The sequence below is a fragment of the Klebsiella sp. Q11 genome (assembly GCF_964241505.1).
In the GTDB taxonomy this organism is placed as follows: Bacteria; Pseudomonadota; Gammaproteobacteria; order Enterobacterales; family Enterobacteriaceae; genus Klebsiella; species Klebsiella michiganensis.
Map to the genome: position 1 here is coordinate 46,465 of NZ_CAXSXW010000006.1, position 15,987 is coordinate 62,451.

The 15,987-nt window shown below is 54.3% G+C and carries 15 protein-coding genes; 3 read left to right on the forward strand and 12 right to left on the reverse strand.

Going from position 1 to position 15,987, the window contains the following annotated elements; all coding sequences use genetic code 11:
• Positions 1-459: 459 nt before the first annotated feature.
• Positions 460-1,872 carry a pyruvate kinase PykF gene (gene pykF, locus ACESQ2_RS11030; RefSeq protein WP_004119183.1) on the forward strand — a complete coding sequence of 471 codons (1,413 nt, stop codon included), beginning with the start codon at positions 460-462 and terminating at the stop codon, positions 1,870-1,872.
• A 312-nt stretch (positions 1,873-2,184) separates the two neighbouring features.
• Positions 2,185-2,421: a murein lipoprotein Lpp gene (gene lpp, locus ACESQ2_RS11035; RefSeq protein WP_003029373.1), complete on the forward strand. Its 237-nt coding sequence runs from the start codon at positions 2,185-2,187 to the stop codon at positions 2,419-2,421.
• 64 nt (positions 2,422-2,485) lie between these two features.
• On the opposite strand, the gene ACESQ2_RS11040 is transcribed toward lpp, so the two are convergent.
• The 12 genes from ACESQ2_RS11040 to ACESQ2_RS11095 form a co-directional block, all read right to left on the reverse strand.
• Positions 2,486-3,472 (reverse strand): L,D-transpeptidase family protein, encoded by a 987-nt coding sequence (locus ACESQ2_RS11040; protein ID WP_004851735.1) that lies wholly within the window; start codon positions 3,470-3,472, stop codon positions 2,486-2,488.
• A 101-nt stretch (positions 3,473-3,573) separates the two neighbouring features.
• Complete coding sequence (gene sufE / locus ACESQ2_RS11045) at positions 3,574-3,990, reverse strand: cysteine desulfuration protein SufE (RefSeq protein WP_004851737.1); 417 nt, start codon at positions 3,988-3,990, stop codon at positions 3,574-3,576.
• 11 nt (positions 3,991-4,001) lie between these two features.
• On the reverse strand, positions 4,002-5,222 hold the full coding sequence (gene sufS, locus ACESQ2_RS11050) for a cysteine desulfurase SufS (protein ID WP_048262473.1): 1,221 nt from the start codon (positions 5,220-5,222) through the stop codon (positions 4,002-4,004).
• Entirely contained in the window at positions 5,219-6,493 is a 1,275-nt protein-coding gene (sufD, locus tag ACESQ2_RS11055) for a Fe-S cluster assembly protein SufD (protein WP_373170443.1), read from the reverse strand. Before sufD ends, sufS begins: the two co-directional genes overlap by 4 nt.
• Entirely contained in the window at positions 6,468-7,214 is a 747-nt protein-coding gene (sufC, locus tag ACESQ2_RS11060) for a Fe-S cluster assembly ATPase SufC (RefSeq protein WP_004851743.1), read from the reverse strand. Before sufC ends, sufD begins: the two co-directional genes overlap by 26 nt.
• Before the next feature lie 16 nt (positions 7,215-7,230).
• A complete protein-coding gene (gene sufB / locus ACESQ2_RS11065; protein ID WP_004851745.1) occupies positions 7,231-8,718 on the reverse strand; it encodes a Fe-S cluster assembly protein SufB in 1,488 nt (495 codons plus the stop codon).
• A 2-nt stretch (positions 8,719-8,720) separates the two neighbouring features.
• Entirely contained in the window at positions 8,721-9,098 is a 378-nt protein-coding gene (sufA, locus tag ACESQ2_RS11070) for a Fe-S cluster assembly scaffold SufA (RefSeq protein ID WP_046877605.1), read from the reverse strand.
• Between the two features lie 444 nt (positions 9,099-9,542).
• Positions 9,543-10,055, reverse strand: a complete 513-nt coding sequence (locus tag ACESQ2_RS11075; RefSeq protein WP_025108212.1) for a fimbrial protein — start codon at positions 10,053-10,055, stop codon at positions 9,543-9,545.
• An 11-nt stretch (positions 10,056-10,066) separates the two neighbouring features.
• Positions 10,067-11,014, reverse strand: coding sequence for a fimbrial protein (locus ACESQ2_RS11080; RefSeq protein ID WP_224260758.1), 948 nt, complete (start codon positions 11,012-11,014; stop codon positions 10,067-10,069).
• Positions 11,015-11,016: 2 nt separating this feature from the next.
• Positions 11,017-13,560 (reverse strand): fimbria/pilus outer membrane usher protein, encoded by a 2,544-nt coding sequence (locus tag ACESQ2_RS11085; protein ID WP_049069686.1) that lies wholly within the window; start codon positions 13,558-13,560, stop codon positions 11,017-11,019.
• 43 nt (positions 13,561-13,603) lie between these two features.
• Positions 13,604-14,281 carry a molecular chaperone gene (locus ACESQ2_RS11090; RefSeq protein ID WP_046877609.1) on the reverse strand — a complete coding sequence of 226 codons (678 nt, stop codon included), beginning with the start codon at positions 14,279-14,281 and terminating at the stop codon, positions 13,604-13,606.
• A gap of 57 nt (positions 14,282-14,338) precedes the next feature.
• Entirely contained in the window at positions 14,339-14,869 is a 531-nt protein-coding gene (locus ACESQ2_RS11095; RefSeq protein WP_049069685.1) for a fimbrial protein, read from the reverse strand.
• Positions 14,870-15,302: 433 nt separating this feature from the next.
• Between ACESQ2_RS11095 and ACESQ2_RS11100 the strand changes: the two genes are divergently transcribed.
• Positions 15,303-15,962: a helix-turn-helix domain-containing protein gene (locus ACESQ2_RS11100; RefSeq protein WP_373170450.1), complete on the forward strand. Its 660-nt coding sequence runs from the start codon at positions 15,303-15,305 to the stop codon at positions 15,960-15,962.
• The last annotated feature ends 25 nt before the right edge of the window (positions 15,963-15,987 follow it).

Consider the following 15,987-nt stretch of genomic DNA (forward strand, 5'->3'; position numbering starts at 1 on the left):
TTCCTGAGTAAATCAAACCAGCTCCGCGTTTGCGCCTCAGAGACCGCTTTTCCCTGACAAACTTGTGAATAAACCCGCGTTTCCGCTCTCTTTATCTTGTCAGGTGATGAAAAAATGTGTTGCGCATAAGCGTAGGATTAGTTTGCATTTTGTTAAGTATATAACTATAGAAATGAAACATGGTTTTCATTTTCTTTTTTGGATTTGGCAACGTATAATGCCCAACAAATTCTTATTGAATGGTTTCAGCGCATTGGATTGCATGACTAAACGCATAACACGTTGCCTCTTTTCATGGGCTGAACCGCCAGCACACATTCTTCTGCACGCTCTTTTGTTGTCACCTATCCTTAGAGCGTGGCATAGCAACTTTCGTAATACAGGTTTAACTCTGCGGCAGTGCGCCCACAGAGTCAGATTCCCCATCCCTATCCTTCACAACTTAAAGATTAAACTGTCATGAAAAAGACCAAAATTGTTTGCACCATCGGTCCGAAAACCGAATCCGAAGAGATGTTGACCAAAATGCTGGACGCTGGCATGAACGTTATGCGTCTGAACTTCTCTCACGGTGACTACGCGGAACACGGTCAGCGCATCCAGAACCTGCGCAATGTGATGAGTAAAACCGGTAAGAAAGCGGCAATCCTTCTGGATACCAAAGGTCCGGAAATCCGTACCATTAAGCTGGAAGGCGGCAACGACGTTTCTCTGAAAGCGGGCCAGACCTTTACCTTCACCACCGACAAATCCGTTGTCGGTAATAACGAAATCGTTGCGGTGACCTATGAAGGTTTCACCAGCGACCTGAGCGTCGGCAACACCGTACTGGTTGACGATGGTCTGATCGGTATGGAAGTCACCGCTATCGAAGGCAACAAAGTTGTTTGTAAAGTGCTGAACAACGGCGACCTTGGCGAGAACAAAGGCGTTAACCTGCCGGGCGTGTCTATCGCTCTGCCGGCGCTGGCCGAAAAAGACAAGCAGGACCTGATCTTCGGTTGCGAACAGGGCGTTGACTTTGTTGCGGCCTCCTTTATCCGTAAGCGTTCTGACGTCGTTGAAATCCGTGAACACCTGAAAGCCCACGGCGGCGAGAAGATCCAGATCATCTCCAAAATTGAAAACCAGGAAGGCCTGAACAACTTCGACGAGATCCTCGAAGCCTCTGACGGCATCATGGTTGCGCGTGGCGACCTGGGCGTTGAAATCCCGGTTGAAGAAGTGATCTTCGCGCAGAAGATGATGATCGAAAAATGTATCCGCGCGCGTAAAGTCGTTATCACCGCGACTCAGATGCTGGATTCTATGATCAAAAACCCGCGTCCGACCCGTGCGGAAGCAGGCGACGTGGCTAACGCCATCCTCGACGGCACCGACGCAGTTATGCTGTCCGGCGAATCCGCAAAAGGTAAATACCCGCTGGAAGCGGTCACCATCATGGCGACCATCTGCGAGCGTACCGACCGCGTGATGACCAGCCGTCTTGAATACAACAACGACAACCGTAAGCTGCGCATCACCGAAGCAGTTTGCCGCGGTGCGGTTGAAACGGCTGAAAAACTGGAAGCGCCGCTGATCGTTGTGGCAACCCAGGGCGGTAAATCCGCGCGCGCCGTACGTAAATACTTCCCGGATGCTACCATCCTGGCGCTGACCACCAATGAAACGACCGCGCGTCAGCTGGTGCTGAGCAAAGGCGTTGTGGCGCAGCTGGTTGAAGATATCTCTTCTACCGATGCCTTCTATATCCAGGGTAAAGAGCTGGCGCTGCAGAGCGGCCTGGCGCGTAAAGGCGACGTGGTAGTTATGGTCTCCGGCGCGTTGGTCCCGAGCGGAACCACCAATACCGCTTCCGTGCACGTGCTGTAATAATTTACAGGTTAATTAGTATTTCCTTTAAAAGCGCCTCTTCGGGGCGCTTTTTTTTATTCTGGCACTAGCCGCTATTAATAAAAATGCAAATCGGAATTTACTATTTAATGCGAGATTATCTAAGATGAATCCGATGGAAGCGCGCTGTTTTCACTCGCCTTTTTAAAGTTACGTGATGATTTCGATGCTTCTTTGAGCGAACGATCAAAAATAAGTGCATTCAGGTAAAAAAATATTCTCATCACAAAAAAGTTTGTGTAATACTTGTAACGCTACATGGAGATTAACTCAATCTAGAGGGTATTAATAATGAATCGTACTAAACTGGTACTGGGCGCGGTAATCCTGGGTTCTACTCTGCTGGCTGGTTGCTCCAGCAATGCTAAAATCGATCAGCTGTCTTCTGACGTTCAGACTCTGAACGCTAAAGTTGACCAGCTGAGCAACGACGTGAACGCAATGCGTTCCGACGTTCAGGCTGCTAAAGATGACGCAGCTCGCGCTAACCAGCGTCTGGACAACGCAGCTACTAAATACCGCAAGTAATAGTATCTGTGTAATAAAAATGGCGCACATTGTGCGCCATTTTTTTTGCGTTACCTTTTCCCGCCTACTGCACCCTTTTCGCTTCATCCACCGGCGTATTATTCTGTACCGACAGGCTCGACGCGGTGCTTCCGCTAGCCGATACCACCACCGGATATCCTGCCCGCCGGGTCAGCGCGCGTTTAAGCTGCGCCTCATCAACCGCTTTATCCCCCGAGAATTGATGAAACTCCGCCGGAAGCGTATAGGCCATGGTCTGCGCATTGCTGGCCTCATCCGGCGTCAACGGGCGATGAACTTCAACATAGCGCTTACCGTCCGGCTCCACGGCGAACTTGACCGGCTGGTTGATAATCCGTACCGGCGTCCCGCTTTTCACCTGATTGAATAAAGACTGGATATCCGCCGCGTTCATGCGCATACAGCCGGAGCTGACGCGCAGACCCACGCTGTCCGGCGCGCTGGTGCCATGAATCAGATATTCACCGTTACCGTACGCCAGACGGAGCGCATAGCGGCCTAGCGGGTTATTCGGCCCTGCGGGCACGACCGGCGGCAGTTTAATCCCCTTCTCCAGCGAACGGGCGCGGATGCCCGCCGTCGGCGTCCAGGTGGGGTTCGGGATTTTCTGCCCTATGCGGGTCGTCATCTCCGGCGTCTCCAGCCCCTGCTGACCAATCCCCAGGGGATAGACCTGCACCTGATTGACGCCCGGCGGGAAGTAGTACAGGCGCAGCTCGGCCAGGTTGACGACGATGCCCTCGCGCGGCACGTCCGGCAGCAGCATCTGCGAAGGTATCAGCACCTGAGTACCCGGTTTAGGCTGCACCGGCGCAATGGTATCGTTCGCTTCAAGGATCAGCATCGCCGCCGTATCAAAACGACGGGCAATCGCCTGCAGGTTGCGGTCACCCTCCTGTACCGTCCAGAACTGGTTCTCACCAATCAGACGACTGTTGGCAGGAGGAAGGGGATAATCAACGGCCCAGGCGGCGTGGGACGCGCTGAGGGCGCTCAGAAGGGCAATGGTGATAAGAGAAGCGCGTTTCATACTGAGATTCCTTCTTTCGCTGATAAAACGCCAGGCCTGTTATGCACGACGGGAGGCGAGCCTCCCGTCGTGCATAACAGAATGAAATCTACTGTTTTATTCTAGCTAAGATTTGCTGCTTTCGCGCGAATTGCGCGGATCATGGCTTCCAGTCCTTGCGACCGCGAGGGGGTAAGGTGCTGCGTCAGGGCCATTTTTTCAAACCACGGACGCACGTCAAACGCGGTGATATCTTTGGCCGTCATCTGGTCATAGAGGATAAACACCACCGCGATAAGGCCTTTGACGATGGCCGCATCGCTGTCGCCGCGAAGCGCAATCGCGCCGCTCTGCTCCTGCGTCATCACGATCCACACCTGGCTCTGGCAGCCCTGAATGATGTTCTGCGCGGTGTGTTCCTCCGGGCTCAGCGGCGCCAGGCGCTGACCCAGTTCAATAATATAGAGATACTTCTCTTCCCAGTTCGCACAACGGCTAAAGTTGCGCAGCAGTTTGTCTCTGTCCGGTAACGCCGCCATAGTTGCTTCCTTTAGCTTAATAATTTGTGGATCCGCTGTAGCCCCGCTACCAGTCGGTCCACCTCCTCCGTCGTATTGTACATCGCCAGCGATGCCCGACACATGGCCGGCACGCCGTAGAACGCCATCAGCGGCATGGCGCAGTGGTGCCCGGTCCGCACCGCAATACCGTAGTTATCGAGGAAGCTGCCGACATCATAAGCATGATGTTTGCCGAGATTAAAGGCGATCGCTCCCAGGCGATCTTGCGGGCCGTAAAGGGTTAAATCCGCCACGTTCTCCAGCGCCTGCAGCGCGTAGCGCATCAGGGTCTGTTCATATTCCGCGATGTGCGTCAGCCCCAGCGCGCTGACGTAATCCAGCGCCGCGCCCAGCCCGATGATGCCGCCGGTATTCGGCGTTCCCGCCTCGAAGCGCCACGGCGCTTTTGCCCAGGTCGTGCCTTCCGTCAGGCTGACCGTGGCGATCATCGACCCGCCCCCTTCCCACGGCGCCATCTCCTGCAAAATGTCCTGCTTGACGTAGAGCACGCCGATGCCGGTGGGACCGTACAGCTTGTGGGCGGAGAAGGCGTAAAAGTCGCACTCCAGCGCCTGCACGTCCACCGGATGGTGCATCACCGCCTGCGCGCCGTCCACCAGCACTTTGGCGCCGTGCTGATGGGCCAACGCCGTCAGAGCGGCGATGGGATTTTCGGTTCCCAGCACGTTCGATACCTGGGTAATGGCCAGCAGGCGGGTGCGCTCGTCAAACAGGCCGGGGATCGCATCCAGCTGCAGCGTACCGTCCTGGTTCAGCGGGATCACCCGCAGCTGCGCCCCCGCTCTGGCGCACAGCATCTGCCACGGCACGATATTGGCGTGATGCTCCATCGCGCTGACGATGATGTTGTCGCCCGCGCCGACGTTGGCGTTTCCCCAGCTGTTCGCCACGAGGTTAATGCCTTCCGTGGTGCCGCGAACAAACACCAGTTCCTCCGCCGAGCGGGCGTTGAGGAACGTCGCCGCCCGCTGGCGCACCTGCTCCATGCTCGCCGTGGCTTCCGCGCTGAGGGTATGAATGCCGCGATGCACCGCCGCATAGCCGTGGCGGTAAAATTCCGCCTCGGCGTTAATCACCGCTTCCGGCTTCTGCGCGCTGGCGGCGCTGTCGAGGTAGGCCAGCGGCTGGCCATTAACCTCGCGATTGAGAAGCGGGAAATCCGCGCGCACGCGTTCCACAGAAAATGTCATGCCTTACCTCCCGGCAAACGCTGGCCAATACGCGCCAGTATCTGCTGCCTGAGCGCCTCATCGTCGATCGCTTCCGTGAGCTCCGCGGCAAAGGCGTAAAGAATCATCTGCTGCGCCGCCTGCTGCGTAATGCCGCGCGAGCGCAGATAAAACAGCTGTTCGTCATCAATACGCCCGATGGTCGCGCCGTGGCTGCACTTCACGTCGTCAGCGTAAATCTCCAGCTGCGGTTTGGTATCCACTTCGGATAAGCGGCCCAGCAGCAGGTTGTTGTTGGTCATCTGGCCGTCGGTTTTGATCGCATGCTGCGCGACGTTAATCAGGCCATTAAACACCGCCCGCCCTTTATCGTTGACGATGGTTTTATGCAGCTGGCGGCTGTTACAGTACCCGACCTGATGATCGAGCCAGGTGCGACTGTCGCAGACTTCGCCGTTGACCGGCATCGCTAGCGTGTTAATCCGCAGGGTGCTGTTTTCCCCCTTCAACTGCGTGCTGGTGTGGTGGCGCAGCACCGAGCTACCGAGCAGAAAACTGCTGCTGAAAGCGGAGGCGTCGCGCCCGAGCGCCAGGTCGTTATGGGCAAAGTGGTAGCTTTGCGCGTTCTCAAACGCCAGCTTGATGTGCTGCAGGTGGGCGTTATCCGCCACGGTCATCGTCAGCCTTGCGCCGGTAAAGTGGCGCTCATCGTTAAGGCTCAGATAGTGTTCGATGATGGTCGCCTGCGCGCCGCTCTCCAGCGCCAGATGGTGGCGATAGTGGGCGGTGTTCATTTCATCGCTCGCCAGCCCGCGCGTCAGGTGCATAATCAGCAGCGGTTTATCCGGGCGCTGGTTGCGCCTGACCCGAATATGGGTAACGGTAGACGCCAGGCTTTCGGTCAAATGCAGAAAGGCTTCGGGCTGAACGGCGTCAGGCAGCTGCTGACGCTCGTTATCCACCTGCACGTCATAGCCGCTGGCGGCCAGATCGTCGCTCAGGCTCGCGCTAAACTGACCGTCGACAAACACCAGCCGCCATGCCTCTACCGTTAGCGCCAGTTCGTCGCGCCGGGCCGCCGTCAGCGTCTGCGGCTGAGCGGCGACAAAGGTCTGATTCAGTAGCGCGTCCAGCGGGGTATATTTCCAGTTTTCGTGTTTACGCGTCGGCAACCCCAGGCGCAGCAGCTGTTGCAGGTGCTGATACGCCTGCGGGCTGCGCTGCCCGCTTTGGGACTCAAACAGATGGTGCCACTGCTGCAGCGCGTTACTGCTGTTCGGTAAGCCAGCCATAGCCCTGCTCCTCCAGTTGTTTGACCAGAGTAAAATCGCCGGATTTGACGATTCGCCCCTGGTACAGCACGTGGACGTAATCCGGCTTGATATAATCGAGAATGCGCTGATAGTGGGTGACGATAATAAACGAGCGTTTGCCGTCGCGCAGGGAGTTGACGCCGTCAGAGACAATCTTCAGCGCGTCGATATCCAGCCCGGAATCGGACTCGTCCAGGATGCACAGCTCCGGTTCCAGCACCGCCATCTGCAGGATATCGTTGCGTTTTTTCTCGCCGCCGGAGAAGCCGACGTTAACCGAGCGGGTCAGCAGATCCTCCGGCATCTTCAGCAGCTTTATTTTGTCTTCCATCAGGTCCTGGAAGTCAAAACGGTCAAGCTGCTCCTGGCCACGATAGCTGCGCACGGCGTTGAGCGCGGTTTGCAGGAAAAACTGATTGCTGACGCCGGGAATTTCCACCGGATACTGGAAGGCCATGAAGATGCCTTCACCGGCGCGATCTTCAGGGGAGAGTTCCAGTAAATCTTTGCCTTTAAACGCCACGCTGCCGCCGGTCACTTCATAGTCTTCACGTCCGGCCAGCGTAGCGGAGAGCGTACTTTTCCCGGAGCCGTTCGGGCCCATAATGGCGTGCACTTCGCCGGGGCGAACCTCCAGATCCAGCCCGCGCAGGATCGCTTTGTCTTCAACGGCGACCTGCAAATTTTTTATACTTAACATCTTATTTCCTTTGTTATCAGCCGACGCTGTGTTCAAGGCTAATTGCCAGTAATTTTTGCGCTTCTACGGCAAACTCCAGCGGCAGCTCTGAGAAGACGTCTTTACAGAAACCGTTGACGATCATCGAAATCGCATCGTCTTCGCTGATTCCGCGCTGCAGGCAGTAGAACAGCTGATCTTCGCCGATACGGGAGGTGGTCGCTTCGTGCTCCAGCTGCGCGCTGTTGTTGCGGCATTCCACGTACGGGAAGGTATGCGCCCCGCTGTCCGGGCCAATCAGCATGGAGTCACACTGGGTGAAGTTGCGCGCGTTGGTCGCCGTCGGCATGATTTTGACCAGACCGCGATAGCTGTTCTGGCTGTGGCCGGCGGAAATGCCCTTCGAGATAATCGTCGAACGGGTGTTTTTGCCGATATGGATCATCTTGGTGCCGGTGTCCGCCTGCTGATGGCCGCTGGTCAGCGCCACCGAGAAGAACTCGCCGATGGAGTTATCCCCGCGCAGAATGCAGCTCGGATACTTCCAGGTGATCGCCGAGCCGGTTTCCGACTGGGTCCACGACATTTTGCTGTTCTCGCCTTCGCACAGGGCGCGCTTGGTGACGAAGTTGAGGATCCCGCCGGTATTGTTGTCGCCGGGGAACCAGTTTTGCACCGTGGAGTACTTCACCTCGGCGTCTTTATGAATAATCACCTCGACCACCGCCGCGTGCAGCTGGTAGCTATCGCGTACCGGCGCCGAACAGCCTTCGATATAGCTCACGTAGCTGCCTTCGTCGGCCACCAGAATGGTGCGTTCGAACTGGCCGGTTTTTTCCGCGTTGATGCGGAAATAGGTCGACAGCTCCATCGGGCAGCGTACGCCTTTGGGCACATAGATAAAGGTGCCGTCGGACGCCACCGCCGCGTTGAGGGCGGCAAAGAAGTTGTCGTTGCCCGGCACCACGGTGCCGAGGTATTTCTTCACCAGTTCCGGGTGATCGTGGATCGCTTCGCCGAAGGAACAGAAAATAATCCCCTGTTCCGCCAGCTTTTCGCGATAGGTGGTCGCCACCGAAACCGAGTCAAAAATGGCGTCGACGGCCACTTCCCGTCCTTCCCGCACCGGCACGCCGAGAAGGTTAAACGCCTCTTCGACTTCGCTGGTCAGAAACGCGCTGGACCCCGTTTGCTGCAGCGCGCCGGGCTCAGAGGCGCAGGTATCATCGCAGTTGCCGCAGGAGGGGGCTGAATAATAGCTGTAATCCTGATAGTTCAGCTTGTCGTAGTGCGCCTTCAGCCAGTGCGGCTCTTCCATCGCCTGCCAGGCCTTAAACGCGTTCAGACGAAACTCCAGCATCCATTCTGGCTCATTGCGGCGCGCAGAAATCGCCCTGACCACCTCTTCATTTATGCCTTTCGCCAGCTCATCGGTCCGTAGCTGAGTGAAAAAGCCCTCTTTATAGTTGAGTGGCCCGCCGCTCCAGGTTTTGACATCGTCAGTTGCTTCAGTATTACGAGACATAGTTACTCCGCCTGAACGCCAAAACTTTCGCCGCAGCCGCATTCGTGCTGGGCTTTAGGGTTATGAAATTTGAAGATTTGATTTAAGCCTTCGCGAACGTAATCGAGCTCGGTGCCGTCGATAAACGGCATCGCCTGCAGCGGCGCCCACAGCTTCGCGCCATCGCGCTCAAATAACAGATCGTCTTTCGCCGGTTCAGCAATTAGCTCAAGAACGTAGCCAAAACCGGCGCAGCCGCTGGTTTTAACGCCAAGCCGCAGCCCCTGCATATCCGGCTGTTTGCGGACCAGATCGCGAATATGGGCGGCGGCGGCTGGGGTCATGGCCAGCCCACGCCAGCTAAAATCTTCGGGATTGAAAGTTCCTGCATGTGAATTCATCGCTCTACCTCATAGGTTGACGCCATCGGGCCATATCGCTATGTTAGTGATAATGATTATCACTTCAACCCATGCAGAGAAGGGGTATTTCCCCATTCAGTGCTTTTTATAAGCATAGACCCTGACAGAAGAGATATCGGAGATGGAATAAATTGTTCAACGCATTGATTAATAATGCATTTCAGTGACAGAAAGGTAGAAATTGCAGGAAAGTTAAAATATGCATCGGAAATACCTATTTTTGAGATAGCGAATTTGCGTTGCACAGAACCCGCCGTGAAGGGCAAAAGAGTCACAATCACGTCCTGCGGGTAAAAAGAAGAAATGGCGGACGTTATTTTTCCCGGTCATGAGGCAAAAAGACCGCGATAACCACGAAAATCAAAAGGGCAGCGCCATGGCGGCGATCAAGGCGCTACCGCGTATCGCTAAACGGATGCCCATTTAATTGTACTGCAGCGTCATGACCACAACGGCACTGACGCTTCCGGGCGTCGCACCGCCTGACACCGATTTTACCGAGGCCTGCATAGCCAGGGTTGCGGTTCTGTCAGCCGCGATATTGTGGGTGATGCTGGAACCCGTTCCCTTTAGCGCGCCGCTGCCCGCTTCACTCATCGCTACCGCCACGTTGGTTGCCGTACCGCTATTCAGATAATAGTCAGGACCGGCAAGCGGATCGGGAGTGCCGGTGAAGGAGGCCGTTACGCTGCGCGTTCCCGCCGGACAGTTGGTAAACAGCAAATTAAAGGCCACAGGGTCGGAGGATGACCCGGGCGTGGCCATGTTGGTTGCCTGAATATCGCCCAGATTGACATCGAGGTTGCTGTTTCCCCCATTGAATATACAGGGCGAGGCGACAATATTTCCCGTCACCCCCATCGTCACGCTGTCGGCAGAAAAAACGTTCCAGCACAGCAGCGTCAGAATAAGCAATTTTTTATGGCGTATTTTCATTTTTTCACCCGTTACTGGTACGTCAAATTAAGCGTGGCGGTCGCATTTGCCGAGCCTGACTCAACGGAAGTTAAGGTCTGATAATAACGGGCCGTCAACGGCAGCGTTTCTTGCCCGCCCGATGACCGTTTTAATAACAGCGGGCTATTGATGGCCAACGGCGCGCCATTATATAAAAGCTGCACGCCGACGCCTTTTGCCGTCCCGGCGCTGCCCTGCCCCGTTAATGCCATTACGCTGGTATTGGCGCTATCTGGATTTTGTACGCCGCTCAGCGAAACGGTGATATTGGTGCCGGCGCTGCAGCTTAACCCCAGATTTTGCGTATTCTGCGCGCCAGCGGGCGTGGTGCCCACCGTCGAGCCGAACGTTGAAGCGGGAATATCGCCAATGATGAAGTTCAACTGAGGCGTAGTGATACTGCAGGCCAGGGCGTTGATTGTCCCATCGGTCAGCGTTGCGGTCAGGCCATCACGGTAGACGCCGTCGCTGCCCTGGAGCGTCACCACCCCGATCGTTCCCGGCGTTAATGCCCCTGATGATACCTGGCCGGTAACCACGAGCTCAATTCTGCCGCCCCACCACTCCACGTATGAGGCCTGCGCCTCATAGGAAAATGTATTGCTCGGGTTTTCAAAGTAATTCCCGGAAGAGAAGCGAATACCAATACCATCAACATTGGTAGTGTAAACATGATTACCGTAGCTGCTCGGAGTCCCACCAAGATACCGCATGCTGAATCCAAGCATTAACGGATTAGTACAACCGGTTAAATAGGAGGTGGTTTTCGTCGCATTCTGAGAAAAAATAACGGTCCCGACCGGCGCATCACGCGGTACGGTAATCGTTCCCACGGACAGAGTGGAGATCTGCGGGGTAATGGTGGTGCAGGTTCCGGCACGCGCGCTATTCCATCCGGCGATCAAGCCGAGCAAAATAACAGAGTAAATCAATCTCATGTTTAACGTTCCTGGTGACAACTGGCGCTAACTTCTGTTATTCCAGCGTAGGTTGATTGTTTCGGCAGGCTGAAATCAGCACGGCACTGTTGGCTGGACTGGCGGCCCCACGTGACGACGATCGCCCCCTGCTCGCGCATTCCGCTTAAAAAAACCTGGCCGCGATCGCCAACGATAAAGCTGCTCTTATTATCATCCGCAAGCGTCACCACCGCCCCAAACGGCACGAAGCGGTCATTGTCGGTTAAGGTCATCAGGACCCTGCGACCCACTTTAGAAAGATAATCGGCGCGCACCACCGCGCCTCGCGTCGGGGTGACCGTGTCGGTGTTTATCTCCAGCTCTACGTCCTCAGGCATATTTTGCGGATCGAGCGTCAGGTCGTTTTTTCGGTAGACGGAAAGATTGCTGACGACCGTATATCCCCGGTAGTCCGTGCGCGCGCCGGGTTGGTTGCGAATATTCACGCCGTGTGCGCCGGGGGCTTTTATCAGGGCATTGGTTTCACCGAGCGGTTGGGAAAGCGTGATACCATCGGCGTGGGCGATAACGCCCCCCTGCAGACCATAGTTAAGCCGATCGCTGTTTTTGTCGTAGCTATAGCCCGCCGTCACTTCGCCGTACGTCCCTTTATAGTCACCGTTCATATTGCCGATGTAACCCACGCCATCCGTGCCGTAACCCTGCTGGACGTTCCAGTTCAGCGAGTTGTTCTCCAGCGCGACGCCATTCATGCCGATATTATGCGTCGTTCCGCCATTCTTGCTGGCGTTCATGCTATAGCTGGCCCACGTTTGCGGGAGGAATTTATCCAACGGAATGCTGACGTTAAACGCCAGCAGCTGGTCGTGGGCGCTGTTTTTCGCGCTGCCGCCGTCGTTTGACGTCGCGCTACCATTTTTGCTGTATGTCCAGGTCAGGCCGTAGCTGATATTGCGCCAGTAGTTGTTGTATCCGACGCTCCATGAAGCCATCGACCTGGCGGAGTTCCAGTAGTCTTCCCTCGCCGCGCTGAGAGTCAGCGACCCCAGTTCGCGACTCAGCGTCTGGCTCATCGTCAACTCCGCGCGGTTACGCCTGCGGTCCTGCAGCGCGCTGCTGTCTCCATATGAATCCAGCACTTCCTGCATCCCGTAATAGCCGCTGGTGGAATAGCGGTATCCCGCAATGGAAAAGTTGGTCCCGGTATCGATGAAGTTTTTGCTGTATCGCGCTCGCCAGGATTGGCCTTGTGATTTTTCCGTTTTATCCGGCGTTGACCAGGCCTGCGTGACGTCCGTGGAGATAGCACCTAACGCCCCCATATTTTTACCCACGCCGAATGCCAGCGACTGATATTTGCTTGACTCCTGCAGGCCGCCATAGAGGGTTATGCCATGACGCAGGCCATAAATGGCAGTCGCCTGCCCGAAAGGGGTTTTATCCACGCTGCTGTTATATGAACGATACTGCCCGCCGGTGATGGCGTATTTGAATCGGCCTTCCCGCTGCAGTACCGGCAGCGAGGCGTAGGGCAGCGTGAAGTGCTGTTCGCTGCCATCGGCTTCTTTAATCGTCACGTCGAGATCGCCTGCCCCACCGGTAGGATACATATCCGTAATTTCAAAGGCGCCCGGCGCAACGTAGCTTTGGTAGATCTGGTAGCCGTTCTGGCGCACCACGACCTGCGCATTGGTTCGGGCGATGCCGCGTACCACGGGCGCATAGCCCTTAAGAGAATCCGGCAGCATGTCGTCATCGGATGCCAGCTGGCCGCCGCGAAACGGCATACTGTCGAACACGTCGGCAGGCGCGGAGCTGTCGCCAACGGTAAGCTGGGCTTTCAGCGGAATAATGGCCCGCTGCGCGTAGGTATAAACGGTATCCCATTTATCCTGGCCGGAGGACTCTCGTGACCAGGTGGTATAGTTGCGAAAACGCCACGGTCCAATATTGATCCCCGGACGCAGATTCGCATACTGACTGTCGCTCCCGGCGCGCTGGCCCGTTTTCGTCCAGGTGTTCGCCCCGCTCAGGCTATAATTGAGCAATGCCGCAGTAATCCCCTCATCCCACATTTCCGGCGGTACATAGCCCCTGGCCGGCAGGTCGATCGCCGCCTGGGGAATGCTGATAACCAGCCGCTGGGCGCCAAACTGAAAATCAGCGCTGGCTTGCGGAATAGCCTGGAGATTGGCGCAATCACTATTTTCTACCGACAGCTGGGGAAAAAGTTCGGTTTTCACTCCCCACTGTTTTAATTGTTCCACGCTCAGACAGGGCTGCAATACCTCATTACCGCCCCCGGTCTTTGCCATCGAAAAAGGAATATCCCGGGTGTCCATTAACTGGTCATCAAGAATAATATCCACATGGTATGTTCCCGGCGCCTGAGAGCCCGATTCAAAAGCCGATAAATCCGCTTTGCCCACGCCGGGATTATCCAGCTCTACCAGGGCCGTATTAAACGAATCACTGGCATACAGTTCCGGAGAGAAACCGGTCAACACTATGGCGATAAGCGTAGCCAGACGAGCAGGTCGCAACTTATTATTTTTTATTGTCATCGCTATTACCTATTTAACGCTGGGCTTGCCATTTACTCAGGGATTACAAACTGGCTTGATGCGACGGACCGGGGCTGCCGTAGTCATTAATAATTTTAAAGGTCAGGGCATTGCCGGAGGCCCCGTCCGGCAAGCGGAACCGGGTGGTCGAACCCGGCATGACGTAGGTCACCTGGGCAAGCATTTTTCCGCCCACGGTAATTTCATTGAAATTAATGACGTAAGGCGTTGGGTTATTAACCTGAAGTTCATTGCCGCTTCTTTGCCAGGTGAGTTTATTCGCCTGTTCCTCCGGCGTTGAGGCACGAAGCGTAACGGGACGATAAATTAGCTTGATGCGCGTTTTTACGGCAATTTGCAGGGAGTTCATCTGCTTTGATGCCGAGGGAATCGCTTTAATATTTATCCAGAATAAACTTTCTTTGGCCTGAGGCAGTGAACCTGTCGCGACAATTCGCTCAATATTTTTTTGTCCGCTATCGAGGCGATACATCGGTGGCGTAATAATAAAAGGCGCTTTACCAGAACCACCTTCCTGCTCATCTATCCATGACTGAATTAAATAAGGCGTCGCATCAGGATTATTAACGCTGATTGACGCTTCTTTTTTTGCACCATCGAAAATGATCCGCGTGCCGCCAATAATCACCCCGGCAGTGGCGGTTGCCTGCACCAGCGTTAACATTGTTATCGCCAGGCCAATTGTTCTGATAAAACGCATTTAATACCTCTTAAAACAAAGGGGCCGGGCCGGCCCCCTACTGATTACTGCAGAAACTTAGTTGTAAACCACTGAGAAGTTCGCGACCGAGTTAGCTGGGCCGGCAACCACCGTCGCAGTGGTCGACACATACTGAGCATAGAAATTCAGCGTATTATCAGCGGTGCTGGTGAGCGGGTAGGAGTAACCGTTGCTGCCGTGCAGAGGCAGATCGGCTTTATCCGCCGTCATCAGATTAATCGCGACACCGGAGGCTGCGCCAGCGACCGATGAGTCAATGGCCAGCAGGCTGGCGTTGCTTAAATCAGGCGTGCCATCAAAGCGGACTTTGGCATTGGTAACCGTCACCGGACAGTTCTTCAAAATAATATCGAATTTCGTCGCGGCGGTTCTCGAACCGGCTACCGGAAATTCAGTTTTATAATAATCACCCAAAACGACCACCTGGTCCTTTGACGCCACATCGATGTCGCAAGCGGCATCCAAAATATTGCCATTAAAATTAACGGTACCCGCTGCTGCGAAAGCCTGAGTCATTGATAATGCAGAACCTGCTGCAAGCATCGCAATAACAATTTTCTTTTTCATAACGACACATCCTGTTTTACTTTATTTACATTCAGGCAAAATATTTAATAAACGCATTTTGCCATTACTTTAATATATTGCCGGGAATCAGTGGTATATATCACACCACCGTTTCATTTTATTAAAACCGGATTACCCCTGCCGACGAGACAAAATTTATACAACATTTTTTCAGCGCACAATCTATTTCGCGGTCTAAATGTAGACTCAAAATTAACAAAAATAAAACATTCAAATTAAGAAATTACTTAATCACACAGGCCTCGGTCTACTTTTGGACTGGCGAGGCAAAATCAATAAAATCAATAAATTATAACCATAACCTATCCGAGTCTATTATTAGACCCGGCGTATATATTCCCTGATATGCTGTTTTTTAAGATAATTCCCAACATCGATCAAAAAACGATCGCATAAGTTAGTGAGGTATCTTATGAATACGAGAATTATTCCTGAATTCGGCAACGAACCAGTGGAAGTACTTGAGATAAAACCCTTTAAGCACATTGAGAAATTAATTGATAATGTCCTGCCGTACGCCGAGAGACGAATAGTCTCGAAAGGGGAGATCGTCCATTATTACGATAATAACGTTCGTCAGTGTTTTTTACTTATCCAGGGCAGCGTCGCGCTGCATCGTCGCGGAGACGGGATTGTTTTAAATTCTGAGTCATCGCCATTTCTTCTCGGCGTGTGTAGCCAGTTTTCCTCTGAACGACTTTACGTCAGGGTACTGGAAACATCGGAAATTGCGGCCGTTTCGCTGGAAACGTTTAATCGCGTAGTGGCGCAACAGAACTTATGGGAGCATTTTTCAAAGCTGCTGATCTATACCGCATCGCGGGTTTATGAGCACTGCGCGCAAATATCGCAAATGTCAGCCTATGACATCATTCGTTTTCAACTTGTTGAATTAATGCAAGAGCCCGAAGCTATCCGGCAAAGTATCACCGCGGCGGCCTATATCAAAAGTCGAACCTATCTTTCCCGCAGCGGCGTTATGCGCATCCTCGCAGAGCTACGAACGGGTAAATACATTACCATGGAGCGCGGAGTGCTGATTGACATCCACCACCTGCCGCGAAAGTATTGATTGTTCATGTATCTTCGGAGTGGCA

Bases quoted from the DNA above. Each gene is read 5' to 3' on its own strand.
- pykF (WP_004119183.1), top strand. From the start codon at position 460: ATGAAAAAGACCAAAATTGTTTGCACCATCGGTCCGAAAACCGAATCC.
- lpp (WP_003029373.1), top strand. From the start codon at position 2,185: ATGAATCGTACTAAACTGGTACTGGGCGCGGTAATCCTGGGTTCTACT.
- ACESQ2_RS11040 (WP_004851735.1), bottom strand. From the start codon at position 3,472: ATGAAACGCGCTTCTCTTATCACCATTGCCCTTCTGAGCGCCCTCAGC.
- sufE (WP_004851737.1), bottom strand. From the start codon at position 3,990: ATGGCGGCGTTACCGGACAGAGACAAACTGCTGCGCAACTTTAGCCGT.
- sufS (WP_048262473.1), bottom strand. From the start codon at position 5,222: ATGACATTTTCTGTGGAACGCGTGCGCGCGGATTTCCCGCTTCTCAAT.
- sufD (WP_373170443.1), bottom strand. From the start codon at position 6,493: ATGGCTGGCTTACCGAACAGCAGTAACGCGCTGCAGCAGTGGCACCAT.
- sufC (WP_004851743.1), bottom strand. From the start codon at position 7,214: ATGTTAAGTATAAAAAATTTGCAGGTCGCCGTTGAAGACAAAGCGATC.
- sufB (WP_004851745.1), bottom strand. From the start codon at position 8,718: ATGTCTCGTAATACTGAAGCAACTGACGATGTCAAAACCTGGAGCGGC.
- sufA (WP_046877605.1), bottom strand. From the start codon at position 9,098: ATGAATTCACATGCAGGAACTTTCAATCCCGAAGATTTTAGCTGGCGT.
- ACESQ2_RS11075 (WP_025108212.1), bottom strand. From the start codon at position 10,055: ATGAAAATACGCCATAAAAAATTGCTTATTCTGACGCTGCTGTGCTGG.
- ACESQ2_RS11080 (WP_224260758.1), bottom strand. From the start codon at position 11,014: ATGAGATTGATTTACTCTGTTATTTTGCTCGGCTTGATCGCCGGATGG.
- ACESQ2_RS11085 (WP_049069686.1), bottom strand. From the start codon at position 13,560: ATGACAATAAAAAATAATAAGTTGCGACCTGCTCGTCTGGCTACGCTT.
- ACESQ2_RS11090 (WP_046877609.1), bottom strand. From the start codon at position 14,281: ATGCGTTTTATCAGAACAATTGGCCTGGCGATAACAATGTTAACGCTG.
- ACESQ2_RS11095 (WP_049069685.1), bottom strand. From the start codon at position 14,869: ATGAAAAAGAAAATTGTTATTGCGATGCTTGCAGCAGGTTCTGCATTA.
- ACESQ2_RS11100 (WP_373170450.1), top strand. From the start codon at position 15,303: ATGAATACGAGAATTATTCCTGAATTCGGCAACGAACCAGTGGAAGTA.